This window comes from Enterobacter sp. Crenshaw, from assembly GCF_024734705.1.
Lineage (GTDB): Bacteria > Pseudomonadota > Gammaproteobacteria > Enterobacterales > Enterobacteriaceae > Enterobacter > Enterobacter asburiae_B.
On record NZ_CP102932.1, the window covers coordinates 1 to 25540 of the forward strand.

Genomic DNA, 25540 nt, shown 5'->3' on the forward strand with positions numbered 1-25540 from the left:
GTGTCACTTTCGCTTTGGCAGCAGTGTCTTGCCCGATTGCAGGATGAGTTACCAGCCACAGAATTCAGTATGTGGATCCGCCCATTGCAGGCGGAACTGAGCGATAACACGCTGGCTTTGTATGCGCCAAACCGTTTTGTGCTCGATTGGGTAAGGGACAAGTACCTTAATAACATCAATGGACTGCTGAACGATTTCTGCGGGTCAGATGCCCCGCAGCTGCGCTTTGAAGTGGGCACAAAGCCGGTGACCCAAACCGTCCGTGAAACCGTGAACGTAGCAGCGCCCGCTCAGGCCGCGCCTGCTCCGGCCCCTCGCGTCGCACCCGCTCGTCAGGGCTGGGATAATGTCCCCGCACCGGCTGAGCCAACCTACCGCTCTAACGTTAACGTGAAACACACGTTCGATAACTTCGTTGAAGGTAAGTCGAACCAGCTGGCGCGCGCGGCGGCTCGTCAGGTTGCTGATAATCCCGGTGGGGCCTACAACCCGCTGTTCCTTTACGGCGGCACGGGTCTGGGTAAAACGCACCTGCTGCATGCAGTGGGTAACGGCATTATGGCGCGCAAGCCCAATGCCAAAGTGGTGTATATGCACTCCGAGCGCTTCGTTCAGGACATGGTAAAAGCCCTGCAAAACAATGCGATCGAAGAGTTTAAACGCTACTATCGTTCCGTTGACGCGCTGCTCATCGATGACATCCAGTTCTTTGCGAATAAAGAACGATCGCAGGAAGAGTTTTTCCACACCTTCAATGCCCTGCTGGAAGGCAATCAGCAGATCATTTTGACCTCGGATCGTTATCCAAAAGAGATCAACGGCGTTGAAGATCGTCTGAAATCCCGCTTCGGCTGGGGCCTGACCGTGGCGATCGAGCCACCGGAGCTGGAAACCCGCGTCGCGATCCTGATGAAGAAAGCCGATGAAAACGACATTCGCCTGCCGGGCGAAGTGGCGTTCTTCATTGCCAAGCGTCTGCGCTCCAACGTGCGTGAGCTGGAAGGGGCGCTGAACCGCGTTATCGCCAATGCCAACTTTACCGGTCGTGCGATCACCATCGATTTTGTGCGTGAAGCGCTGCGCGATTTGCTGGCATTGCAGGAAAAACTGGTCACTATCGACAATATTCAAAAGACGGTGGCTGAGTACTACAAGATCAAAGTGGCAGATTTACTGTCTAAACGTCGTTCCCGCTCGGTGGCGCGTCCGCGTCAGATGGCGATGGCGCTGGCAAAGGAGTTAACCAACCACAGTCTGCCGGAAATCGGAGATGCGTTTGGTGGCCGCGACCATACGACCGTGCTGCACGCTTGTCGTAAGATTGAGCAGTTACGCGAAGAAAGCCACGACATAAAAGAAGATTTTTCCAATTTAATCAGAACATTATCATCGTGACGCTATGAAATTTACCGTTGAACGTGAACATTTATTAAAACCGCTGCAACAGGTGAGTGGCCCATTAGGTGGCCGCCCAACGCTGCCTATTCTCGGAAACCTGCTGCTTCAGGTCGCGGACGGTACGCTGTCGCTGACCGGTACAGATCTGGAAATGGAAATGATCGCGCGCGTTACGCTGACGCAGCCGCACGACGCGGGCGCGACCACGGTTCCGGCACGTAAATTCTTTGATATCTGCCGCGGGCTGCCGGAAGGCGCTGAAATCGCCGTGCAGCTGGAAGGCGACCGTATGCTGGTGCGCTCTGGCCGCAGCCGTTTCTCGCTCTCCACGCTGCCTGCTGCGGACTTCCCGAACCTGGACGACTGGCAGAGCGAAGTTGAATTCACCCTGCCGCAGGCGACGATGAAGCGTCTGATTGAAGCCACGCAGTTCTCCATGGCGCATCAGGACGTCCGTTACTACTTAAACGGCATGCTGTTCGAAACCGAAGGTGAAGAGCTGCGTACCGTAGCCACCGACGGCCACCGTCTGGCGGTCTGTTCTATGCCGATTGGCGACGCGCTGCCAAACCATTCGGTGATCGTGCCGCGTAAAGGGGTGATTGAGCTGATGCGTATGCTCGACGGCGGCGACACGCCGCTGCGCGTGCAGATCGGCAGCAACAACATCCGCGCACACGTGGGCGATTTTGTTTTCACTTCGAAGCTGGTTGACGGTCGTTTCCCGGATTATCGCCGCGTATTGCCGAAGAATCCGGACAAAACGCTGGAAGCGGGCTGCGATAGCCTCAAGCAGGCCTTTGCCCGTGCAGCCATTCTCTCCAACGAGAAATTCCGCGGCGTGCGCCTGTACGTGAGTGAAAACCAGATCAAAATCACCGCTAACAACCCGGAGCAGGAAGAGGCAGAAGAGATTCTGGACGTCACCTACGCCGGAACCGAGATGGAAATCGGCTTTAACGTCAGCTATGTACTGGATGTGCTGAATGCGCTGAAATGCGAAAACGTGCGCATTCTGCTGACCGACTCCGTTTCAAGCGTACAGATTGAAGATGCCGCATCACAGTCGGCTGCCTATGTTGTTATGCCAATGAGACTGTAATGTCGCTCACCCGTCTGTTGATCCGCGACTTTCGCAATATTGAAAGCGCGGATCTCGCTTTATCCCCTGGCTTTAACTTCCTGGTTGGCGCAAACGGCAGCGGCAAAACCAGCGTGCTTGAGGCCATCTATACGCTCGGCCACGGTCGGGCGTTTCGCAGTTTGCAGATTGGTCGCGTCATTCGCCACGAGCAGGAATCCTTTGTTCTGCACGGGCGTTTGCAGGGGGCGGAGCGGGAAACCGCGATCGGCCTGACCAAAGACAAGCAGGGCGACAGCAAGGTGCGCATCGACGGCACCGACGGCCATAAAGTGGCGGAGCTGGCGCTGCTGATGCCAATGCAGCTGATTACGCCGGAGGGGTTTACTTTACTCAACGGCGGCCCCAAATACAGAAGAGCATTCCTCGACTGGGGATGCTTTCACAACGAAGCCGGTTTCTTTAACGCCTGGAGCAATCTGAAGCGTCTGCTCAAGCAGCGTAACGCTGCACTGCGCCAGGTTACCCGTTACGCCCAGCTGCGTCCGTGGGACATGGAGTTAATCCCTCTCGCGGAACAAATCAGCAACTGGCGTGCCGAATACAGCGCAGGTATCGCCGAAGACATGGCCGACACCTGCAAACAGTTTTTACCCGAGTTCTCTCTCTCCTTCTCTTTCCAGCGTGGCTGGGAGAAAGAGACGGATTATGCCGAGGTGTTAGAGAGAAGCTTCGAGCGCGACCGCATGTTGACCTATACCGCGCACGGCCCGCACAAGGCGGATTTCCGCATTCGTGCCGACGGTGCACCGGTGGAAGACACGCTGTCGCGCGGGCAGCTCAAGCTCCTGATGTGTGCGCTGCGCCTGGCACAGGGAGAGTTTCTCACCCGCGAGAGCGGAAGACGCTGCCTGTACCTGATAGATGATTTTGCCTCGGAACTTGACGACGCGCGGCGCGGGCTGCTTGCCAGCCGCTTAAAAGCCACGCAGTCGCAGGTTTTCGTCAGCGCCATTAGTGCTGAACACGTTATAGACATGTCGGACGAAAATTCGAAGATGTTTACCGTGGAAAAGGGTAAAATAACGGATTAACCCAAGTTGAAATGAGCGAGAAACGTTGATGTCGAATTCTTATGACTCCTCCAGTATCAAAGTCCTGAAAGGGCTGGATGCGGTGCGTAAGCGCCCGGGTATGTATATCGGCGACACGGATGACGGCACCGGTCTGCACCACATGGTATTCGAGGTGGTAGATAACGCTATCGACGAAGCGCTCGCGGGTCACTGTAAAGACATCGTGGTCACCATCCATGCGGACAACTCCGTCTCCGTCACCGATGATGGTCGTGGCATCCCAACCGGTATTCACCCGGAAGAGGGCGTCTCTGCTGCGGAAGTGATCATGACCGTGCTGCACGCAGGCGGTAAGTTTGACGATAACTCCTATAAAGTTTCCGGCGGCCTGCACGGCGTAGGCGTCTCCGTGGTTAACGCCCTGTCGCAGAAGCTGGAGCTGGTTATCCAGCGCGAAGGCAAAATTCACCGTCAGCTCTATACGCACGGCGTGCCGCAGGCACCGCTGGCCGTTACCGGCGATACCGACAAAACCGGTACCATGGTGCGTTTCTGGCCGAGCCATGAAACCTTCACCAACGTCACCGAATTCGAGTACGACATCCTGGCGAAACGCCTGCGCGAACTGTCGTTCCTGAACTCCGGCGTCTCTATCCGCCTGCGCGACAAGCGTGACGGCAAAGAAGACCACTTCCACTACGAAGGCGGTATCAAGGCGTTCGTTGAGTATCTGAACAAGAACAAAACGCCTATTCACCCGAATATCTTCTATTTCTCAACCGAAAAAGACGGTATCGGCGTGGAAGTGGCGCTGCAGTGGAACGACGGTTTTCAGGAAAACATCTACTGCTTCACCAACAACATTCCGCAGCGTGACGGCGGTACTCACCTTGCAGGCTTCCGTGCGGCGATGACCCGTACCCTGAACGCCTACATGGACAAAGAAGGCTACAGCAAGAAAGCGAAAGTCAGCGCCACCGGTGACGATGCCCGTGAAGGCCTGATTGCCGTTGTCTCCGTGAAGGTGCCGGATCCGAAGTTCTCCTCACAGACCAAAGACAAGCTGGTCTCTTCCGAGGTGAAATCGGCGGTTGAACAGCAGATGAACGAACTGCTGAGCGAATACCTGCTGGAAAACCCGTCCGACGCGAAAATCGTTGTGGGTAAAATTATCGATGCGGCGCGTGCCCGTGAAGCGGCGCGTAAGGCCCGTGAAATGACCCGTCGTAAAGGCGCGCTGGACTTAGCAGGCCTGCCGGGCAAACTGGCTGACTGCCAGGAACGTGACCCGGCGCTGTCCGAACTGTACCTCGTGGAAGGGGACTCCGCGGGCGGTTCTGCGAAGCAGGGCCGTAACCGTAAGAACCAGGCTATCCTGCCGCTGAAGGGTAAAATCCTCAACGTTGAGAAAGCCCGTTTCGACAAGATGCTCTCTTCTCAGGAAGTGGCGACGCTCATCACCGCGCTGGGCTGCGGCATCGGCCGTGATGAGTACAACCCGGACAAACTGCGCTATCACAGCATCATCATCATGACCGATGCGGACGTCGACGGCTCGCACATTCGTACGCTGCTGTTGACCTTCTTCTATCGTCAGATGCCTGAAATCGTTGAGCGTGGTCACGTCTATATTGCACAGCCGCCGCTGTACAAGGTGAAGAAAGGCAAGCAGGAACAGTACATTAAAGACGACGAAGCGATGGATCAGTACCAAATCGCGATCGCCCTTGATGGCGCGACCCTGCACGCGAACTCGCACGCCCCTGCACTGGCCGGTGAGCCGCTGGAGCGTCTGGTGTCCGAGTTCAACGCCACGCAGAAAATGATTACGCGTATGGAACGCCGTTATCCGAAAACGCTGCTGAAGGAGCTGGTTTATCAGCCGACCCTGACCGAAGCCGATCTGAGCGACGAGCAGACCGTGACCCGCTGGGTGAATGCCCTGGTGACCGATCTGAACGAAAAAGAGCAGCACGGCAGCATGTGGAAATGCGATATCCAGCAGAACGCCGATAAGCAGTTCGAGCCTATTATTCGCGTGCGTACCCACGGCGTTGACACCGACTATCCGCTGGAGCACGAGTTTGTGACCGGTCCGGAATACCGTCGTATCTGCACGCTCGGCGAGACGCTGCGCGGCCTGATCGAAGACGATGCGTTCATCGAGCGTGGCGAACGTCGTCAGCCGGTAGCCAGCTTCGAGCAGGCGCTGGACTGGCTGGTGAAAGAGTCTCGTCGTGGTCTTGCGATCCAGCGCTATAAAGGTCTGGGCGAAATGAACCCGGACCAGCTGTGGGAAACCACCATGGATCCGGAAAGCCGCCGCATGCTGCGCGTCACCGTTAAAGACGCGATTGCTGCGGACCAGCTGTTCACGACCCTGATGGGCGATGCGGTTGAACCACGTCGTGCCTTCATCGAAGAGAACGCCCTGAAAGCGGCAAATATCGATATTTAATCGTCGTTATACCGCACGATAACTGGCCGCGCTTTTAGCGCGGCTTTTTTGTGGGCGCAGGCATATCCAGCGACATCACGGATGGTAAACGGCTCGCCAGCGTATCTATCGCTATTCTTACCCTCAGCGGCAGATGCGGCGTCTGCTGCCACACGGCATGAACGTTGAAATGCACATCCGGTGCCTGCTTCAGGAGCGGGACGAGTTTACCCTGGTGAATATCTTTGACGACCATCCAGCAGGGCAGCCATGCAATGCCGTGTCCGGCCAGCGCAGCGTCGCAGATCGCCTGCAAATCATCCATATTGAGCGACGATCGGGGTGTAAAGGTGTGCGACGTTCCTTCGTTATCCATCAGCTGCCAGGACAACACTCTGCCTGCGCTCAAATAGTTGATGGCCGTATGCTGGGATAAATCATTAACGCTTTGTGGCTGGCCTTTCTTCAGCAGATACTCCGGCGCGGCGCACAGCACCATGCGGTGTTCTCCCAGCTTTCTGGCGACCAGCACGCTGCTGTCCTGAAGCGTGCCGTTACGCACCGCCATATCAAACCCTTCCTCGACCAGATCCACCACGCGGTCGCTGAATGACATTTCCAGCTCAAGCCCGGGGTGTTCCTGCGCCAGCGCTATCAGCAAGGGGGCGACGCACTGGCGACCAAACAGCACCGGCATGGCAACGCGCAGGCGGCCGCTGACCTGCTGTTTCCCCGTTTCAAGTAGCGATTCCGCACCCCGAATCTCCTCCAGCGCGCGCAGACAGCGTTCATAAAAAAGGGCGCCGTTATCGGTCAGACTCTGGCTGCGGGTGGTGCGCTGAAAAAGACGTACCCCCAGCCGCTGTTCGAGGCGAGCGATGCTTTTTCCGACCGCCGAACGTGACAAATGCAGGCGAATCGCGGCCTGCGCGAAACTTCCCGCCTCAACGGCGGCCACGAAAACAGGAATATCCTTCAGCGTATCGGTCATGGATTGTATCTATTCTGGCGTCAATAAAGAGAAAACTTATCGCCACTGGCGACCATTAGTCAACGGTAGACTGTCAGGACTAAAGCTCATCTGATGGCAGGAGAAATAAAATGACAGAGACAATGCAACGCTGGTCCATGGATGCCCTCGGGCGCGAGAACCTCCAGCTGACTCAGGCGCCCGTTCCACAGCCTGGCCCGGGTGAAGTGCGCGTAAGGGTAAATGCCGTTGCGCTTAACTATCGCGATAAAATGGTTGTTGAAGGCACAATGCCGATCCCGCTTTCCTTCCCGTTTACCCCGGCGTCTGACATGGCGGGCGTGGTGGACAGCATTGGTGAAGGCGTTACGCGCTTCCAGCCCGGCGCGCGCGTCATCTCAACCTTCTTCCCGGAGTGGATCGACGGTAAGCCGCAGGCGGACGCGCGCAATCTGCCCTATAAAACGTCCGGTGGATACTTCCAGGGCATGCTGTCCGAGTATGTGATTGTGAAGGAAGACGCGCTGGTGGCCTCTCCTGAGACCCTGGATGACGCCGAGGCAAGCACCTTGCCCTGCGCAGGGCTTACCGCCTGGTTTGCGCTGGTGGAGCGCGGCCAGCTCCGCGCCGGGCAATCGGTGCTGGTGCAGGGCACGGGCGGCGTGGCGATATTCGCCCTTCAGATTGCAAAAGCGCACGGCGCGGAGGTGTTTGTCACCTCGGGGAGCGATGAGAAACTGGCGCTGGCCAAAACGCTGGGGGCCAGCCACGGCATCAACCGCCTGAAAAGCGACTGGGCTGAAAATACGCTGGCGCTCACGCAGGATCGCGGTATCGACCATATTATTGAAACCGTAGGCGGAGAGAACCTGAAGCACTCCCTGCGCGCCGTTGCCGTTCACGGGCGTATCTCCGTGATTGGCGTGCTGGCAGGCACGGAGATTACGCTATCTGCTGGCGAACTGCTGCTGAAATCCCCCGTCATTCAGGGGATTGGCGTGGGGCATCGCCGGGCGCTGGAAGATTTTGTCCGCGCAGTTGACGTCACGGGGCTGAAGCCGGTGATTGAGCATCGCTACCGTTTTAACGAGCTTGAACTGGCCTTTGAACATCTGGATCGCGGCGCGTTCGGTAAAATTGTGCTCACCCGCGAGTAAGCTTTTGTTCCCCGGGATAAGCGTAAAAGGGGTGTTCCTGTTGCGCAATATAGCTCTATTTTTGTGTGCTTAATCGCGTTAGCATGAGGCAGCACTCATTTATTCCGGGGAACTCATGGCTATCAAACTCATTGCAATCGACATGGACGGCACGCTGCTGCTGCCAGACCACACCATCTCTCCAGCCGTTAAAAACGCGATCGCCGCGGCGCGCGCTAAGGGCGTGAATGTGGTCCTGACCACGGGGCGTCCGTATGCGGGCGTACACAGCTACCTGAAAGAGCTGCACATGAATCAGCCGGGCGACTACTGCATCACCTATAACGGCGCGCTGGTGCAGAAAGCCGCAGATGGCAGTACGGTTGCGCAAACCGCGCTGAGCTACGAAGACTATCTGTTCCTGGAAAAACTGTCCCGTGAAGTGGGTTCCCACTTCCACGCGCTCGATCGCAATACGCTCTATACCGCCAACCGCGATATCAGCTACTACACGGTACATGAATCCTACGTTGCGACCATTCCGCTGGTGTTCTGTGAAGCGGAGAAAATGGACCCGGCGACGCAGTTCCTGAAAGTGATGATGATCGACGAGCCGGAGATCCTGGATAAAGCGATTGCGCGCATTCCGGCGGAGGTAAAAGAGAAGTACACCGTGCTGAAAAGTGCGCCGTACTTCCTCGAAATCCTCGATAAACGCGTCAATAAAGGCACCGGTGTCAAATCACTGGCCGATGCGCTGGGCATTAAACAGGAAGAGATCATGGCGCTGGGCGACCAGGAAAATGACATCGCGATGATCGAATTCGCCGGTATGGGCGTGGCGATGGATAACGCGATCCCGTCGGTGAAAGAGGTGGCTAACTTCGTGACTAAATCCAACCTCGAAGACGGCGTGGCTTATGCCATTGAGAAGTTTGTGCTGAACTAAAAACCCGCTTGCGATACCCTGATGCGATAACTGCGCATCAGGGTATCCTCATGAAACAAATCACCTTCGCTTCCCGCAACCACCAGCTGACCAACATCAATACCTGGACGCCGGACAGCCAGTGGCTGGTCTACGACGTGCGCCCGTCCGGTTCGTCGTTCACCGGTGAAACCATCGAGCGGGTCAATGTCGCTACGGGTGAGGTAGAGGTGGTATATCGCGCCACAGATGGCGCGCACGTCGGCGTGGTGACCGTTCATCCTGCACAGGACAAATACGTCTTTATCCACGGCCCGAAAAACCCGGACGCAGACTGGCACTACGATTTTCATCATCGCCAGGGAGTGATTGCGCAAAACGGTCAGGTGAGCAACCTGGACGCGATGGATATCACTGCGCCCTACACCGCAGGGGCGCTGCGCGGCGGTAGCCACGTCCATGTCTTCAGCCCGAACGGGCAGCTCGTCAGCTTTACCTATAACGACCATGTCCTGCACGAGCGCGATCCTAAACTCGATTTACGCAACGTCGGCGTGGCTGCGCCTTACGGCCCGGTGAACCCGCAGGGGAACCATCCCCGTGAATATTCGGGAACCTTCTGGAGCGTGCTGGTTAGCCGCACGACGCCTAACCCACGGCCGGGCAGCGATGAAATCAACCGCGCTTACGAAGAGGGTTGGGTGGGCAACGGCAGGCTGGCGTTTATCGGCGATACCCTCTCTGCGCAGGGCGAAAAAGTCCCCGAACTGTTTATCGTAAATCTGCCGGAAGACGAGCAGGGCTGGAAGCGTGCGGGCGATGCGCCGCTACAGGGCACGACGGAGACCCTGCCTACGCCGCCTGCGGGTGTGAACCAGCGTCGTTTGACCTTTACGCATCAGAGGGCGTACCCGGGCCTGGTGAACGTGCCGCGTCACTGGGTTCGCTGCAACCCGCAGGGGACGCAGATTGCGTTTCTGATGCGGGATGATAACGGCATTGTGCAGCTGTGGCTGATCTCTCCTGAGGGCGGCGAACCGCGCCAGTTGACGCGTACCGGGAGCGATATTCAGTCAGCATTTAACTGGCATCCTGCGGGCGACAGTCTGGGGTTTGTGCTCGAAAATCGGATCGCCTGCTGCGACGCACAGACCGGAGGGGTGACGTTTTTGACGTCCGATCACGGCAACCCGCCGTCTGCTGATGCGGTCGTGTTTTCCCCGGACGGGCGCGTTATTGCGTGGATGGAGGAGACAGCCGGTTTCCGTCAGCTTTGGGTAACGGAAACCGCGCAGTACTAGCGTGGAGGCATGTCAGCGGGCGGAATGACGGCGTTTGTCGCCAGATTTTCCTGCTCGCTTTTCTCTACCCGCGAGCGCACGGAGTTATCCTTACGAAACATATCCCACGGCAGCAGAAGCGTATCCGCCACGGCCGTAAACGGCATATCCAGGATAACCAGGGATTTGGTACCCCAGTTTGTATCGTCATCGGAGAGCATCGCCGCGCTGGCGCGCGTCCCCGGATATGTTCCTTCTTTACCGCCGGTGTGAGACATCACGCTCGAACACCCGCAAAGTAAAACTACCCCGCTGAACGTCGTCAGCTTTATCAGAACATTTTTCATCATCACTCAGTCATCGTTAATGGCACTACATAGACCTGCAACTCTGGGTTATAGCGAGCCTTATCCAAAATGGATAGCCCGATAACCCCGCACTGTGGCAGCCATCGCAATTTAACCCTTTGTGCTGTTGTCCCAGTCTAAGCGAGATGCAGGAAAGTGCAAAAAAAAGTGCAGCTGTCGTTCTTGAAAAGCCCGATTGCAGACCCATTTTAAGAATGTGGCCCGATAACGAACTCGCCTGATGGGTGTTCGGGGGCGCAAAGGCCTGTCCATGGTGGAAGGCTACAATTTCTCGCTGATTTCAGGAGTTTTATTTATGCGTAACTTCGATCTTTCTCCGCTATACCGTTCTGCAATTGGTTTTGACCGCCTGTTTAACCATTTAGAAAATAACCAAAGCCAGAGCAACGGCTACCCTCCATACAATGTTGAGCTGGTTGACGAAAACCACTACCGCATCGCTATTGCCGTCGCCGGTTTTGCAGAAAATGAACTGGAGATCACCGCGCAGGACAACCTGCTGGTGGTGAAAGGTTCCCATACGGCCGAGCAGAAAGAACGTACCTATCTTTATCAGGGCATCGCCGAGCGCAACTTTGAACGCAAGTTCCAGTTAGCCGAGAACATTCACGTTAAAGGCGCGAACCTGGTTAACGGCCTGCTGTTTATCGAACTGGAACGTGTGATTCCGGAAGAGAAAAAACCGCGTCGTATCGAAATTAACTAATTACGCGGGTCGCGTAAGCGGCCCACCCAGACTTGCTTGCCGTAACGGGAGCATATGCGAATCCATCAGGATTTGCAGGAACAACTGTGCACAAAATTACACTGTGCCGAACTCGCTTCTCAGAAGGAGATTTAGTATGCGTAACTACGATTTATCCCCCCTGCTGCGTCAGTGGATTGGTTTTGACAAACTGGCTAACGCCCTGCAAAGCACCACCGAGCAACAGACGTTTCCGCCGTACAACATCGAAAAGAGCGACGATAACCACTATCGCATTACCCTTGCGCTGGCCGGTTTCCGCCAGGACGATCTGGACATCCAGCTTGAAGGCACTCGCCTGACCGTGAAGGGAACGCCGGAAAAACAAGAGACCGAGACAAAATGGTTGCATCAGGGGCTGGTTAATCAGCCGTTTAGCCTGAGCTTTACCCTGGCAGACCATATGGAAGTGTCCGGCGCAACGTTTACCAACGGTCTGCTGCATATCGACCTGATCCGCAACGTGCCGGAAGCCATCGCGCCGCAGCGTATCGCCATTAGCGAGCGGCCTGCGTTGAATAGCTAATAGTGTGCGGGCTGATGCCCTCACCCCGGCCCTCTCCTACAGGGAGAGGGTGAAAAGATAAAGCCCTGCCCCGGCAGGGCTTTTTTGTGCGCCATCACCCATACAACCGCCTCCGGCTCTGAGAGAATCCTTAGCATAACTAAGGTTATGCTAAGGAAGTGGGTCATGAGTGATATCGCGTTAACCGTCAGCGTGTTGGCTCTGGTCGCTGTTGTTGGCCTGTGGATAGGTAATATCAAAATCCGTGGCGTCGGGTTTGGGATAGGCGGGGTACTGTTTGGCGGCATTTTTGTCGGGCACTTCGCCGACAAGCTCGGGCTGGTCCTCAGCGCCGAAATGCTCCACTTTACCCAGGAGTTCGGCCTGATCCTCTTCGTTTATACCATCGGTATTCAGGTGGGACCGGGCTTTTTCGCCTCACTTCGGGTCTCCGGATTACGGCTCAACCTGTTTGCCCTCGGCATTGTGGTGATGGGCGGGCTGGTCACCGCAATTCTGCATAAAATCTTCGATATCCCGCTCCCCGTGGTGCTGGGCATTTTCTCCGGGGCGGTTACCAACACGCCTGCGCTCGGCGCCGGGCAGCAAATCCTGCGCGATTTGGGCATCGAACCCGGCATCGTCGACCAGATGGGGATGAGCTACGCCATGGCCTACCCGTTTGGGATTTGCGGCATTCTGCTTTCCATGTGGCTGGTACGCGTCCTGTTTCGCATTAACGTCGACAAAGAGGCGAAGGACCACGAAACCACGCTCACCAACGGCCATATGCCAATTAAAACCATCAACATTCGGGTCGATAACCCCAACCTGAACAATATGGCGATTCAGGACGTGCCGATCCTCAACAGCGCCAATATCATCTGCTCCCGCCTCAAGCGTGACGATATGCTGATGGTGCCCGCGCCCGGCACCGTCATTCGGCAGGGCGATCTGCTGCACCTGGTCGGCCAGCCCGGAGATTTAAACAACGCGCGGCTGGTGATTGGCCAGGAAGTGGATACCTCGCTCTCAACCCGCGGCACCGATATGCGCGTGGAACGCGTTGTGGTGACTAACGAACACGTTCTTGGCAAGAAAATACGCGATCTGCAGGTAAAAGAGCGCTATGACGTGGTGATCTCTCGCCTTAACCGTGCGGGTGTTGAACTGGTCGCCAGCCCGGAGGCTAGCCTGCAGTTCGGGGATATCCTCAACCTGGTCGGGCGCCCGTCGTCCATCGACGCCGTGGCGGATATGGTGGGTAACGCCCAGCAAAAACTGCAGCAGGTGCAGATGCTGCCGGTGTTTATCGGTATCGGGCTCGGCGTGCTGCTCGGTTCTATTCCTGTGTACGTGCCGGGCTTCCCGGTGGCGCTCAAGCTGGGCCTGGCGGGCGGGCCGCTGATTATGGCGCTGATCCTCGGGCGTATCGGCTGTATCGGGAAGCTCTACTGGTTTATGCCGCCGAGCGCCAACCTGGCGCTGCGCGAGCTGGGCATCGTGCTGTTCCTGGCGGTGGTCGGCCTGAAATCCGGAGGGGATTTTGTCGATACCCTGGTCAAGGGCGAAGGGATGAGCTGGGTTGGATACGGCATCTTTATCACGGCGATCCCGCTGCTGACGGTGGGAATACTGGCGCGTATGTTCGCCAAAATGAACTACCTGACGCTGTGCGGGATGCTGGCGGGCTCCATGACCGATCCGCCCGCGCTGGCTTTTGCCAACAACCTGCACGCCACCAGCGGTGCGGCCGCGCTCTCCTATGCCACCGTCTATCCGCTGGTGATGTTCTTGCGCATCATCACCCCGCAGCTACTGGCGGTGCTGTTCTGGGGGATGAGCTAGCAGGTCATCCGGGTGGATGCGCCGCAGATGGTAGTCCACCTGGTAATCACTGGTATTTCGGAACATCACGGAATAATTGAGGAACTCGCCGCTGTCGCTGTAGGAGAGAGAGGTAATTCGCAGCAGCGGCGTCTGTTCCGGCAGGTTCATATAACCGGCCAGCGTTTTATCTGCCAGCACCGGCGTCAGGCTCTCGTAGTTGCCGCTGATGGTGATCCCGCACTCCTTCTCGATGTAATCAAACTTAGACCCCTCAAGATGCGCCAGCGAGAGGTTGCGGAACAGCTTCACCGGCATAAAGCTGTCCTCCAGCATCAGCGGCTTCCCGTCCACGTAGCGCACCCGCCGGGAAAAGTAGATCCGCTCATCCACCTGAATTCGCAGCTGGCTGGCGATGGCGGGCGGGGCGGGCATCACTTCAAACTGTAAGACCTTACTCTGCACCTCTTTTCCCTGCTGCCGCAGCACCTCCACCAGCCCGGTCAGGTTGGTGGTTTCGTGGTGAACGTCTTTGCGCGAGACAAAGGTTCCGCTGCCGTGCCGCCGCTCAACCAGCCCCCAGCTCACCAGCAGATCGAGCGCCTTGCGGATGGTCATTCGCGCCACGCCGAACTCCTGCGCCAGCGCCTTTTCGCCGGGCAGCGGGCTGCCGATGTTGTAGTCCGACGAATTCAGCCGCAGCCGCAATCTGTCAGCAATAGATTTGTAGATCACCAGTAGACCTCTCTGCCCTTATCAGGGCGTGGATTGTGTCCTGACATGTCCATATTTACGTCAAAAAGTAGACCTGATTGGTCAAAATAAAATCATGAATGCGATCACGAATCGCAGCGGCACGCCATGTTCGCGCATCAGTAAGTTCTTATGCTCACCTCAGGCCAGCAAAAAACCATAAAGGCCTCTACCCCTACAGGTTGTTTCATGAGGATTTAAAAATGCTCAGTCAAATACAACGTTTTGGCGGTGCCATGTTTACCCCGGTGTTGCTGTTTCCGTTCGCCGGGATCGTGGTGGGAATCGCCATCATGCTTCGCAACCCGCTGTTTGTCGGCGAAGCCTTAACCGCCCCCGATCATCTTTTCGCGCAGATCGTTCACATCATTGAAGAGGGCGGCTGGGCGGTGTTTCGCAATATGCCGCTGATTTTTGCCGTTGGCTTACCGATTGGCCTGGCGAAGCAGGCGCAGGGCCGCGCCTGTCTGGCGGTGCTGATTAGCTTTCTGACCTGGAACTACTTCATTAACGCGATGGGGATGACCTGGGGCCACTTCTTCGGCGTCGACTTCTCCGCAGAACCGACGGCGGGTAGCGGGCTGGCGATGATCGCCGGCATCAAAACGCTCGATACCAGCATCATCGGTGCCATTGTGATCTCAGGCATCGTCACCGCCATCCACAACCGCTACTTCGACAAGCCGCTGCCGGTCTTTCTGGGGATTTTCCAGGGCAGCTCGTTTGTCGTTATCCTCGCGTTCTTCGTCATGATCCCCTGCGCCTGGCTGACGCTGCTGGGCTGGCCAAAAGTGCAGATGGGTATTGAGTCCCTGCAGGCGTTCCTGCGGTCCGCCGGTGCGCTGGGCGTGTGGGTGTATACCTTCCTGGAACGCATTCTGATCCCAACTGGATTGCACCACTTCGTCTACGGTCCGTTCATCTTCGGCCCGGCGGCGGTGGAAGGCGGCATTCAGGTCTACTGGGCACAGCACCTGCAGGAATTCAGCCAGAGCACCCTGCCGCTGAAAACCCTCTTCCCGGAAGGCGGATTCGCGCTGCACGGCAACTCAAAAGTGTTTGGCTCGGTCGGGATTGCGCTGGCGATCTGGTACACCGCGTCGCCGGAAAACCGCGTCAAGGTGGCGGGGCTGCTGGTGCCGGCCACGCTCACCGCCGTGCTGGTGGGCATCACTGAACCGCTCGAGTTCACCTTCCTGTTTATCTCGCCGCTGCTTTTTGCCGTCCATGCGGTGCTGGCGGCCACCATGGCAACGGTGATGTACGCCTTTGGCGTGGTCGGGAACATGGGCGGCGGCCTGCTGGACCAGTTCCTGCCGCAAAACTGGATCCCAATGTTCCACAACCACGCCTCGACGGTATTCACCCAGATCGGCATCGGCGTCTGCTTCACCGGGATTTACTTCGTGGTCTTCAAAACGCTGATCGAACGTCTGAACCTGAAAACGCCGGGCCGGGAAGAGAGCGAAATCAAACTCTACAGCAAGGCCGACTATAAGGCGGCGCGCGGGCAAACCACCGCCCCGGCGGCGGCCAGCCAGCAGGTAGGGCAGGCCGCCGGGTTCCTGCAGGCGCTCGGCGGCGCGGCCAACATCGAAAGCATCAACAACTGCGCCACCCGCTTGCGCATTGCGCTGGTGGATATGGCGAAAACCCAAAGCGATGACGTCTTCAAAGCCCTCGGCGCCCACGGCGTGGTGCGACGCGGCAACGGCATTCAGGTGATTGTCGGCCTGCACGTTCCTCAGGTGCGCGACCAGCTGGAATCGCTGATGAAAACCCCTTTAACGAATGAACAAACCACCCTGACAGAGGCTATATCATGAAAAAATTCTCAGTTGTTATTGCAGGCGGCGGCAGCACCTTTACGCCTGGTATCGTCCTGATGCTGTTAGCCAACCGTGACCGTTTCCCGCTGCGCGCGCTGAAGTTCTATGACAACGACGGCGCACGTCAGGAGACCATCGCCGAAGCGTGCAAAATCATCTTCAGGGAGCAGGCGCCGGAGATTGAGTTCAGCTACACCACCGATCCTAAAGCGGCGTTTACCGATGTGGATTTCGTGATGGCGCATATCCGCGTGGGCAAATACCCGATGCGTGAAAAAGATGAAAAAATCCCGCTGCGCCACGGCGTGCTGGGCCAGGAAACCTGCGGACCGGGCGGCATCTCCTACGGCATGCGCTCTATCGGCGGCGTGCTGGAGCTGGTGGATTATATGCAGCAGTACTCCCCGAACGCGTGGATGCTGAACTATTCCAACCCGGCGGCGATTGTTGCGGAAGCCACGCGTCGCCTGCGTCCGAACGCCAAAATCCTCAACATCTGCGATATGCCGATCGGCATTGAAGGGCGCATGGCGCAGATTGTCGGTCTGAAAAACCGCAAAGAGATGCGCGTGCGCTACTACGGTCTGAACCACTTCGGCTGGTGGACCTCGATTGAAGATCTCAACGGCAACGATTTGATGCCGAAACTGCGCGAATACGTGGCGAAAAACGGCTATGTGCCGCCTTCGGAAGATGCGCATACCGAAGCGAGCTGGAACGATACCTTTGCCAAAGCCAGAGACGTACAGGCGCTTGATCCGGATACCATGCCGAACACCTACCTGAAGTATTACCTGTTCCCGGACTACGTGGTCGCGCACTCCAACCCGGAACGCACCCGCGCCAATGAGGTCATGGATCACCGTGAGAAGCACGTATTCAGCGCCTGCCGGGCGATTATTGAAGCCGGTCACTCTGCCGCCGGTGAGCTGGAAATCGACGAACATGCGTCGTACATCGTCGATCTGGCGACGGCGATTGCCTTCAACACTCAGGAGAGGATGCTGCTGATTGTGCCAAACAACGGGGCCATCCATAACTTTGATGCCGACGCGATGGTGGAGATCCCGTGCCTGGTAGGCCATAACGGCCCAGAGCCGCTTACGGTGGGCGATATTCCACACTTCCAGAAAGGGCTGATGAGCCAGCAGGTGGCGGTGGAAAAACTGGTGGTGGATGCCTGGGAGCAGCGCTCGTACCAGAAACTCTGGCAGGCGATCACACTGTCGAAAACCGTGCCGAGCGCGTCCGTCGCGAAAGCGATTCTGGATGACCTGATCGAGGCCAATAAGGACTTCTGGCCAGCGCTGCACTAATCGTCCTGACCGGCATCGCCCGATGCCGGTCTCCTTGTCCTTGTCGATTTACGCTATGCTGAAGCCTGCCTGGAGCACGACAAGGAACCTTCATGAAAATTTCCCGCCTCGGCGAAGCGCCGGACTACCGCTTTTCTCTGGCCAATGAACGCACTTTTTTAGCGTGGATCCGCACCGCGCTGGGCTTTCTTGCCGCAGGGGTGGGTCTCGATCAGCTCGCGCCCGATTTCGCCACGCCGCTGATCCGTGAAGTGCTGGCGCTGCTGCTGTGCCTGTGTGCGGGCGTGCTGGCGATTTACGGCTACCTGCGCTGGCTGCGCAATGAGAAGGCGATGCGCCTGAAGCAGGATCTGCCCTATACGCGCGGGCTGCTGATCGTCAGCACGATTCTGCTGACGGTGGCGGGCGTGGTGATGGTGCTGGTGTTCTATGGCGGATAGCCGCAAAGCGCGGCGCGAAGCGGACCCCGGCCTGCAGCCGGAGCGGACGTCACTGGCCTGGCTTCGCACGCTGCTGGGGTATGGCGCGCTGATTGCCCTGGCGATTAAGCACAACTGGCACCGCACGGGGGTGCCATTCTGGATTTCTATTGTTGTGCTGGCGCTGGTGGCCATCATTTTATGGCGCTATACCCGCAGGCGTAACCTGATGGACGTGGCGCAGAACGATTTTGTCCAGCCGAAAGCGGTGCGGGATAAGTTCCTGATCGCACTCGCTGTTCTCTCGCTGTCGCTGCTGTTTGCGGTAACCCATATTCAGCAAATTTTGAGCCTGTAAGCCCGGTGGCGGCTACGCCTTACCGGGCCTACGATTAACGGCCTTTTGCTAAATACTTCGCCATCTCGTCTTCCGGCACCATTCCGCCGCCGGTCGCCCACACCAGGTGGGTAACGTTGGTATGCGAATGAACGCGCACCGGCCCGGCCATGCCCGCCAGCGCCGACGGCTCCAGGCGGATCCCTTCCTCCTGCGCGAGCCAGCCGAGCATGTCATACATGCTCTGGTCGGAAAGGGTGTAGAACCCGTCGAGCAGGCGCTCCATCGCGCGGCCCACGAAGCCGGAGGCGCGTCCTACCGCCAGACCGTCCGCCGCCGTGACGTTATCAATGCCCAGATCCTGCACCGCGATCTCATCGTGCAGGCCGGTGTAGACGCCGAGCAGCATGCACGGGGAGTGCGTCGGCTCCGCGAAGAAGCAGTGGACGTTATCGCCAAAGGCCAGCTTCAGGCCAAACGCCACGCCGCCGGGGCCACCGCCGACGCCGCACGGCAGGTAGACGTACAGCGGATGCTCCGCATCCACCACGCGGCCCTGTTCGGCAAACTGCGCCTTCAGGCGCTCGCCCGCCACCGCATAGCCCAGGAACAGGGTGCGTGAATTTTCATCGTCAATGAAGAAGCAGTTCGGATCGCTTTCCGCCGCTTTTCGTCCCTGCTCCACCGCCACGCCGTAATCCTGCTCATATTCCACGACGATGACGCCGTGGCTGCGCAGTTTGGCTTTCTTCCACTCGCGGGCGTCGGCGGACATATGCACCGTCACCTTAAAGCCGATGCGTGCGCTCATAATGCCGATGGACATCCCGAGGTTGCCGGTTGAGCCTACCGCAATGCTGTACTGGCTGAAGAAGTCCTTAAAGCGCGGCTCCAGCAGAATGCTGTAGTCGTCGTCGATGCTCAGCAACCCGGCTTCCAGCGCCAGTTTTTCCGCATGGGTCAGCACCTCATAGATGCCGCCGCGCGCTTTAATCGAGCCGGAAATCGGCAGATGGCTGTCTTTTTTCAGCAGCAGCGTGCCGGGAATAGGCTTACCAGATTCTCTCTCCAGCCGCTTTTGCATCGCCGGGATCGCGACCAGCTCGGATTCGATAATCCCGCCCGTTACCGCCGTTTCCGGGAAGGCTTTCGCCAGATACGGCGCGAAGCGGTTGAGGCGCGCGTGCGCGTCGTCCACGTCGGCTTTGGTCAGCCCGACGTACGGCAACCCTTCTGCAAGCGTCGTGGTGCGCGGGTTAAGCCAGGTGGTTTCTTTCAGGGCAACCAGATCCTCAACCAGAGGAAACTGTGCGGTTAAAGTAGTGATAGTTGCGTTTTCCATAATACGTCTCTTCGCGCTCAGATAATGAAGGAAAGCAGGAATGTGCCGCCAAGTGCAAGCACCGAGGCGATAAACGTCGCCGTCGTATAGTATTTGAAGGTCTCATTCAGGGTCGCGCCGCAGTATTGCTTCACCAGCCAGAAGAGGGAATCGGTCACGATCGTGCAGCCAATGGCGCCGGAACCGATGGCAATGGTGATGATCTCCGGGCTCACGTTCGGATAGAGCGGCAGCATCGGCGCGACGATCGCCGTCGCGCCCATCATCGCCACCGTCGCGGAGCCGACGGCGGCATGCAGAACCAGCGCCACCAGCCAGGCGAGCAGGATAGGGTGCATGTGCAGGTTCGAGAGAATATGCGCCAGCGAGTCCGCCAGCCCGCTGGTTTTCAGGATGGCGTTAAACGCGCCGCCCGCGCCGATAATCAGCAAAATGTTAGCGATAGAGCCGAAGCCGTGCTCGGTGTGCGTCAGCATCGTGCCCATGCCCATATGCTGGCGTATCCCCAGCAGGTAGTAGGCGACAAACACGGCGATAAACATGGCGGTGATCGGGTTGCCGATAAACTCCAGCAGCGTATACAGCGTGCCTTCTTTTGCCATGTTCAGCTCGGCGATGGTTTTCACCAGCATCAGGGCAATCGGCAGCAGCACCGTGAACAGCGTGGCGCCCAGCGACGGCAGGGTGTGCTCTTCCCGCACCTTCAGGTCTGAAAATTCCGCCGGAACTGGTTTAAACGGCAGACGGTTGCCGAGCAGTTTCAGGAACAGCGGGCCGCCGACCAGCGAGGCCATCAGGCCTACCATCAAACCGTAGACAATGACCGTTCCGACGTCCGCGCCTAATTTATTGGTCACAAACAGCGCGGCCGGATGCGGCGGCACCACGCAGTGCACCGCCATCAGCGCGGTACAGAGCGGAATGGCCAGCTTGAGCAGCGACGTGTTGGTCTTTTTGGCGATGGAAAACGCCAGCGGGATCAGCAGTACCACACCCACTTCCACGAACAGCGTGATCCCGCAGATAAGGCCCACCAGCACCATAATCACGTCCGCCGACAGCCAGCGGCAGCGCTGCAACGCGATCCCGATGCGCTCTGCCGCGCCGGAGACTTCCATCATCTTGCCGAGAATGGTGCCCAGACCAATCACCGCCGCCAGGAAGCCCAGCGTACCGCCAATTCCGCTCTCAATGGCATTCACCATATCCAGCGGGCTCATCCCCATCATCGCGCCGACGAAAAAGCTCGCCAGCAGCAGCGCGAGGAACGGGTGAAACTTCAGCTTAACGATGGTTAAAACAATCAACACAATGCTGACCAGCAGCGTTGCCACAACCCAGACCTGAGATCCCATATCTCACCTCACCCTTATGTCATCTGTGGGTATTGGACGAAAAAACGGCGTGGGCTGACAAACGATATAAATTGGCGTTCAGGTGAGCCAGATTGGATCAACTGAGTGACTGCGGTCTAAAAAGCGCACTTAATTCGTATTAGGTTCACATAAATTCACCCTTGAGCGGTATGCTGAGCGCAGAAAACTCGCGTGAGAATTGTGATGACCGATGCGAATGAAGCCAGAAACCGCCTGTTAAACGGCTGGCAGCTGTCGAAAATGTACACCTTTGAAGTGGCCGCCCGGCATGAGTCTTTCGCCCTGGCGGCGGAGGAGCTGTCGCTCAGCCCAAGCGCGGTGAGCCACCGCATCAACCTGCTGGAAGAGGAGCTGGGCATTCAGCTGTTCGTCCGCTCGCACCGTAAAGTTGAGCTGACGCAGGAGGGAAAGCGCGTTTACTGGACGCTTAAGTCGTCCCTCGACACCCTGAATCAGGAGATCCTGGACATCAAAAACCAGGCGCTGTCCGGCACGCTGACGGTCTACTCCCGGCCGTCGATCGCCCAGTGCTGGCTGGTGCCCATGCTGGGGGACTTTACCCGCCGCTATCCGTCGATTTCACTCACCATCCTGACCGGCAATGATTACGTCAATATGCAGCGAATGGGCGTCGATCTGGCGCTCTATTTCGACGATACGCCGCCAAACCACCTCTCTCATCACTTCCTGATGGACGAGGCGATTTTGCCCGTCTGCTCGCCGCAGTATGCCCGCGAGCATGAGCTGCTGAAAAACCCCGATAACCTCAGCCACTGCACGCTGCTGCACGACCGTCAGGCCTGGAGCAACGATTCCGGTACGGATGAGTGGCTGAGCTGGGCGCAGCACTTTGCGGTGAATACGCCGTCATCGTCGGGTATTGGCTTTGATCGTTCCGATTTAGCGATTATTGCGGCCATAAATCACGTCGGCGTCGCGATGGGCAGAAAGCGGCTGGTGCAGAAACGGCTCGAACGGGGCGAGCTTATCGCCCCGTTTGGTGAAAAGACCCTGAAATGCCATCAGCACTACTATATCTCGACGCTCTCTGGCCGACAGTGGCCGAAAATAGACGCCTTTATCGGCTGGCTGAGAGAACTGGCAGGTTGAAGAATTATTACGCTTTCGCTCTACACGAAATGTGAAAAAGCGTGCTAAATACAGGTAATGCTTTCGATTTATCCAGGGTAAACCGTGTTAAAGCCTTTTATTGCCTGTGCATTACTGATCTCTTCCGGCTGGGCGATTGCCGCTGAGCCGCCGCTGACGGCTGCCCGTTATGCGCAGCAGCTGGGCGTCGGGATGGATGTGGACTGGGCGCGCACCGAGCGCGGCATACGCGAATTCGACCCGCTGGTGGTGCGCGATTTTCGTGCAAAAGGCATTACCCACGTGCGCATTCGCGTCGCCGATGAGCCGACGGAAGCGCGGCTAATTCACCTGCGCAAGCTGGTAGAAGCCTGCGAGCAGTATGGCGTGATCCCGATTATCGCTTATCAGGCTGATGAATATAAAAACGACCCGAAAGCCGATAACGAGAAAGAGACGATCAACTGGTGGATTGCCGTGGCGCACTATTTCGGTCAGAGCTACCCGCTGCTGGGTTTTGATCTCATCTATGAGCCGGCCGACAAGCTTAACCACAACCTCGCGTCGCTAAACCGCGTGTATGAAAAAACCATTAAAGCGATCCACGACATGGACCCGCAGCGCATGATCTTTATTGCGCCACGCCTGCGCGCCGCGCCGGAGGATTTATCCAGCCTGAAGCTGCCTGCGCACAGCCAAAACTACCTGCTGGCGGAGTGGCATATTTTCCCGTGGGGGCCGCTGAAAAATAGCGGTAAATACCCGTGGACGTCCGGCACGGCGGCTGAGAAAGCGGCTATACATAATCGCATCAATACCGCGCTACGCTGGCAGCAAAAAACCGGGCACGTGAGCTGGGTCGGGGGCTGGGGCGTGGGAGAGTCAAACCACCTTACGCCAACCGCTTCGCAAATGGCGTTCTCCACCTTTATGGCCTGCGAGCTGCAAAAGGCGAAAATCCCGTATGCGCTGAACGCGGATTTCCAGTTTTACGACGGGGAAGAGGGGGCCTGGCGGCCCGCGCCGGAGCCGTTACTGCAGGCGATGATTGCGCCCGTTTGTGAAAAGCCCGGCGAGAAGCCGAGCCATCATGCGGTTAAACCGGCTGCTCGTGATGCGGAACACGCGACGCCAGCGGCAGCCAGCACAGTAAAATCAGCAGCCCCATCAGCGTCATCAGCAGGCCCAAACTAGCCTGCCCGGTCTGCGGCATCATCGCCGAGAGCCAGGCCAGCGCGCCGGAGCCGATATTCTGCAAACCGCCCACCAGCGCGCCAGCCGTGCCTGCGAGAAACGGGAACGGCTCCATCGCGCCGCTGGTCGCCAGCGGGAACAGCATCCCCGCGCCGAAGAAGAACAGCGCTGCCGGGATGAGTAGCGTCCAGACCGTCATCACGCCAAACAGCCCCGGTATCCACATCATCAGACCCGCCAGCAGACAGCTGATCACCGACTGCCACATCAGGGTGGAGAAGCGTTTATTTGGGCGTCCGGCAAACCACGCGCCGAAGAACGCCGCCGGGATCGGCAGAATAAACAGAATACTCACTACCATGCTGCTCAGGCCCAGACCCGCGCCCAGCAGCACGCCGGAACAGGCTTCAAACACCGCAATGCCCGCCAGGCCGCCGATCAGCATCAGCAGGTAGCAGGTAAACGACCCGTTGCCGAACAGCGTTTTATAGCTGGTGATAAGCTTCGTGCGCGGGGCGTCCTGCGGGCGCGTTTCCGGCATCCAGCGCGCCATGCTGAAGGTGACAATGACGCACAGCACCAGCAGGAAGGCGTAGCAGGCGCGCCAGGACCACATCGTGTCCAGCAGGCCGCCAATCAGCGGGGCGAGAAGCGGGCTGACCAGAATACCCATATTCAACAAGCTGTTGGCATGACGGAGCTGGGTGCCCTGATACATATCGCGCGGTAAGGTTCGCGCCATCACCCCACCGACGCCGGTTCCGACGCCCTGCAGGGCGCTGGCGGCAATCAGTACGGTCAGGCTGTGCGTGGTAATGGCAATCACCGTCGCCACCATGAAAATGCTCATGCCCACCAGGATCACCGGGCGACGCCCGATTCGGTCAGACAGCGGGCCGTAAAAGAGCTGCGAAACGCCATAGGTCAGCAGGTAGGCTGCCATCACGCTCTGCACCGCGCCCTCGCGGACGTTCAATTCCTTTGCCATGTCGGCGATCGCCGGAATGTAGATGGTTTGCGCCATCTGACCGACGGCCACCAGTAACACCAGCATCAACAATAAGTTAACGTTCCTTTGTTTTTTCATGTCGCTGAATACTTTTGCCAAAAGAGAAAAATGAAGAATAAGTGACTGCGCATTCCCATAAATGCGCGAGGAATCTACCACAGAGAGATGACAATTTAAGCATTGTCGTGGTGAATGAAAAAACCGGGAAAGGCAGGATTTGTAAACAAGATCGGCAACTAATGTTGCCAGTGATTTACGCCAGGCGCAGCAGAATGGCGCCGCCGGCAATACCCAGCGCCGCCGCGATGCGCAGGCCCGCAACCTTCTCTTTTAAAAGGACAAACGCGATCAGCGCCCCAAAAAGAATCGAGGTTTCACGCAGCGCCGCGACCACCGCCAGCGGTGCCTGCGTCATTGCCCAAAGCGCCAGACCGTAAGAGCCCATGGTGCCCACCCCGCCGAGTAACCCCTTTTTCCAGTGCAGGCGCAGGTAGCCGGACGCTTCGCGCCGACGCGCCACCATCGCCCAGCTCAGCAGGCAGAAGCCGTTCATAAAGAAGGTCCACAGCGTGTAGCCCAGCGCGGTGTCCGACAGCCGCACGCCGGTGCCGTCCACTAGCGTATACCCGGCAATGAAGCAGGCGTTCAGCAGCGCCAGCCAGATCCCTTTGCGTGACTGCATGCGGCCATGCATCGCCATCGCCAGAATCGAAAGGCAAATTACCCCGATGCCGGACCAGGCGAGCCAGGAGAGACGATCGCCGAGCGCCAGCACGCCGATCAGCGCCACCAGCAGCGGGGCGGTGCCGCGCATCAGCGGATAGGTCTGGCTCATATCGGAGACCTGATAGGTCTTCGCTACCAGCACGGTGTACACCACCTGTAAGGCGCAGGAGACGATCAAAAACGGCCAGCTTGCAGCAGATGGCTGTGGGGAAAACGGCAGTAAGACCAGAGCGATAAGCGTGGCGGATCCGCTGACGCTTATCGCGGAATAGAGCTTGTCCGTTCCGGCCTTAACGATGGCGTTCCAGCTGGCATGCAGCAGCGCGGCGAAGAGCAAAATGCAGAAAACGGTGGTGGTCATGGCGTATCGGGTGATGAATTGTCACTCAACTGTAACAT

23 protein-coding genes and 1 other annotated feature are annotated in these 25540 nt (G+C 57.8%); of the genes, 16 read left to right on the forward strand and 7 right to left on the reverse strand.

Going from position 1 to position 25540, the window contains the following annotated elements:
• The 4 genes from dnaA to gyrB are packed head-to-tail and all read left to right on the forward strand — an operon-like array spanning window position 1 to window position 6013.
• Window positions 1–1395: a chromosomal replication initiator protein DnaA gene (dnaA, locus tag NWV12_RS00005; RefSeq protein WP_010426558.1), complete on the forward strand. Its 1395-nt coding sequence runs from the start codon at window positions 1–3 to the stop codon at window positions 1393–1395.
• Between the two features lie 4 nt (window positions 1396–1399).
• Window positions 1400–2500 (forward strand): DNA polymerase III subunit beta, encoded by a 1101-nt coding sequence (dnaN, locus tag NWV12_RS00010; RefSeq protein ID WP_023309804.1) that lies wholly within the window; start codon window positions 1400–1402, stop codon window positions 2498–2500.
• Window positions 2500–3573 carry a DNA replication/repair protein RecF gene (gene recF / locus NWV12_RS00015; RefSeq protein WP_045888262.1) on the forward strand — a complete coding sequence of 358 codons (1074 nt, stop codon included), beginning with the start codon at window positions 2500–2502 and terminating at the stop codon, window positions 3571–3573. The genes dnaN and recF overlap by 1 nt, the downstream gene beginning before the upstream one ends.
• Window positions 3574–3601: 28 nt before the next feature.
• A complete protein-coding gene (gene gyrB, locus NWV12_RS00020) occupies window positions 3602–6013 on the forward strand; it encodes a DNA topoisomerase (ATP-hydrolyzing) subunit B (RefSeq protein WP_023333933.1) in 2412 nt (803 codons plus the stop codon).
• Between the two features lie 34 nt (window positions 6014–6047).
• On the opposite strand, the gene NWV12_RS00025 is transcribed toward gyrB, so the two are convergent.
• The gene (locus NWV12_RS00025; RefSeq protein ID WP_048981400.1) at window positions 6048–6983 is read right to left on the reverse strand and encodes a LysR family transcriptional regulator; all 936 of its coding nucleotides are present in this window, start codon (window positions 6981–6983) and stop codon (window positions 6048–6050) included.
• Window positions 6984–7093: 110 nt separating this feature from the next.
• On the opposite strand from NWV12_RS00025, the gene NWV12_RS00030 reads away from it, so the two are divergent.
• The 3 genes from NWV12_RS00030 to NWV12_RS00040 all read left to right on the forward strand — a co-directional run bounded on the left by NWV12_RS00030 (window position 7094) and on the right by NWV12_RS00040 (window position 10327).
• Complete coding sequence (locus tag NWV12_RS00030; RefSeq protein WP_048981401.1) at window positions 7094–8119, forward strand: NAD(P)-dependent alcohol dehydrogenase; 1026 nt, start codon at window positions 7094–7096, stop codon at window positions 8117–8119.
• A 115-nt stretch (window positions 8120–8234) separates the two neighbouring features.
• Window positions 8235–9047 (forward strand): sugar-phosphatase, encoded by an 813-nt coding sequence (gene yidA, locus NWV12_RS00035; protein WP_048981402.1) that lies wholly within the window; start codon window positions 8235–8237, stop codon window positions 9045–9047.
• Window positions 9048–9097: 50 nt separating this feature from the next.
• A complete protein-coding gene (locus tag NWV12_RS00040; RefSeq protein WP_048981403.1) occupies window positions 9098–10327 on the forward strand; it encodes a DUF3748 domain-containing protein in 1230 nt (409 codons plus the stop codon).
• On the opposite strand, the gene NWV12_RS00045 is transcribed toward NWV12_RS00040, so the two are convergent.
• Window positions 10324–10656, reverse strand: coding sequence for a YceK/YidQ family lipoprotein (locus NWV12_RS00045; protein WP_039260364.1), 333 nt, complete (start codon window positions 10654–10656; stop codon window positions 10324–10326). The two genes, NWV12_RS00040 and NWV12_RS00045, sit on opposite strands and share 4 nt — an antisense overlap.
• Window positions 10657–10904: 248 nt before the next feature.
• Window positions 10905–10976, forward strand: a sequence feature (ROSE (Repression Of Heat Shock gene Expression) occurs in the 5'-region of heat shock genes and acts as an RNA thermometer to modulate expression.).
• Here NWV12_RS00045 and ibpA point away from each other — a divergent pair.
• The 3 genes from ibpA to NWV12_RS00060 all read left to right on the forward strand — a co-directional run bounded on the left by ibpA (window position 10970) and on the right by NWV12_RS00060 (window position 13772).
• Entirely contained in the window at window positions 10970–11380 is a 411-nt protein-coding gene (gene ibpA, locus NWV12_RS00050) for a small heat shock chaperone IbpA (protein ID WP_008500162.1), read from the forward strand. Its footprint overlaps the feature before it by 7 nt.
• 136 nt (window positions 11381–11516) lie before the next feature.
• The gene (gene ibpB, locus NWV12_RS00055) at window positions 11517–11945 is read left to right on the forward strand and encodes a small heat shock chaperone IbpB (RefSeq protein ID WP_032662053.1); all 429 of its coding nucleotides are present in this window, start codon (window positions 11517–11519) and stop codon (window positions 11943–11945) included.
• Between the two features lie 165 nt (window positions 11946–12110).
• On the forward strand, window positions 12111–13772 hold the full coding sequence (locus NWV12_RS00060) for a putative transporter (protein ID WP_039260365.1): 1662 nt from the start codon (window positions 12111–12113) through the stop codon (window positions 13770–13772).
• Here the strand turns inward: NWV12_RS00060 and NWV12_RS00065 are convergent.
• A complete protein-coding gene (locus NWV12_RS00065) occupies window positions 13740–14486 on the reverse strand; it encodes a GntR family transcriptional regulator (protein ID WP_024907387.1) in 747 nt (248 codons plus the stop codon). The genes NWV12_RS00060 and NWV12_RS00065 overlap by 33 nt on opposite strands.
• Before the next feature lie 221 nt (window positions 14487–14707).
• Here NWV12_RS00065 and NWV12_RS00070 point away from each other — a divergent pair, with 221 nt between their 5' ends.
• From NWV12_RS00070 to NWV12_RS00085, 4 genes are all read left to right on the forward strand, one after another.
• Window positions 14708–16330 carry an alpha-glucoside-specific PTS transporter subunit IIBC gene (locus tag NWV12_RS00070; protein ID WP_033144347.1) on the forward strand — a complete coding sequence of 541 codons (1623 nt, stop codon included), beginning with the start codon at window positions 14708–14710 and terminating at the stop codon, window positions 16328–16330.
• Window positions 16327–17649: a 6-phospho-alpha-glucosidase gene (locus NWV12_RS00075; RefSeq protein ID WP_048981404.1), complete on the forward strand. Its 1323-nt coding sequence runs from the start codon at window positions 16327–16329 to the stop codon at window positions 17647–17649. The genes NWV12_RS00070 and NWV12_RS00075 overlap by 4 nt, the downstream gene beginning before the upstream one ends.
• 92 nt (window positions 17650–17741) lie before the next feature.
• On the forward strand, window positions 17742–18089 hold the full coding sequence (locus NWV12_RS00080) for a YidH family protein (protein WP_039260367.1): 348 nt from the start codon (window positions 17742–17744) through the stop codon (window positions 18087–18089).
• A complete protein-coding gene (locus NWV12_RS00085; protein WP_039260368.1) occupies window positions 18079–18426 on the forward strand; it encodes a DUF202 domain-containing protein in 348 nt (115 codons plus the stop codon). Before NWV12_RS00080 ends, NWV12_RS00085 begins: the two co-directional genes overlap by 11 nt.
• Window positions 18427–18460: 34 nt before the next feature.
• On the opposite strand, the gene dsdA is transcribed toward NWV12_RS00085, so the two are convergent.
• Both dsdA and dsdX read right to left on the reverse strand, forming a co-directional pair.
• Window positions 18461–19747 (reverse strand): D-serine ammonia-lyase, encoded by a 1287-nt coding sequence (dsdA, locus tag NWV12_RS00090; protein WP_048981405.1) that lies wholly within the window; start codon window positions 19745–19747, stop codon window positions 18461–18463.
• A gap of 17 nt (window positions 19748–19764) precedes the next feature.
• Window positions 19765–21102, reverse strand: a complete 1338-nt coding sequence (dsdX, locus tag NWV12_RS00095; RefSeq protein ID WP_023309824.1) for a D-serine transporter DsdX — start codon at window positions 21100–21102, stop codon at window positions 19765–19767.
• A 204-nt stretch (window positions 21103–21306) separates the two neighbouring features.
• Between dsdX and dsdC the strand changes: the two genes are divergently transcribed.
• Together dsdC and NWV12_RS00105 are read left to right on the forward strand one after the other, a co-directional pair.
• Entirely contained in the window at window positions 21307–22233 is a 927-nt protein-coding gene (gene dsdC, locus NWV12_RS00100) for a DNA-binding transcriptional regulator DsdC (protein WP_048981406.1), read from the forward strand.
• Window positions 22234–22317: 84 nt separating this feature from the next.
• Window positions 22318–23406, forward strand: coding sequence for a cellulase family glycosylhydrolase (locus tag NWV12_RS00105; protein WP_048981407.1), 1089 nt, complete (start codon window positions 22318–22320; stop codon window positions 23404–23406).
• Here NWV12_RS00105 and emrD read toward each other — a convergent pair.
• Both emrD and NWV12_RS00115 read right to left on the reverse strand, forming a co-directional pair.
• Window positions 23309–24493, reverse strand: a complete 1185-nt coding sequence (gene emrD, locus NWV12_RS00110; RefSeq protein WP_033146466.1) for a multidrug efflux MFS transporter EmrD — start codon at window positions 24491–24493, stop codon at window positions 23309–23311. The genes NWV12_RS00105 and emrD overlap by 98 nt on opposite strands.
• Window positions 24494–24668: 175 nt before the next feature.
• On the reverse strand, window positions 24669–25502 hold the full coding sequence (locus NWV12_RS00115) for an EamA family transporter (protein WP_045888268.1): 834 nt from the start codon (window positions 25500–25502) through the stop codon (window positions 24669–24671).
• Between the last annotated feature and the right edge of the window lie 38 nt (window positions 25503–25540).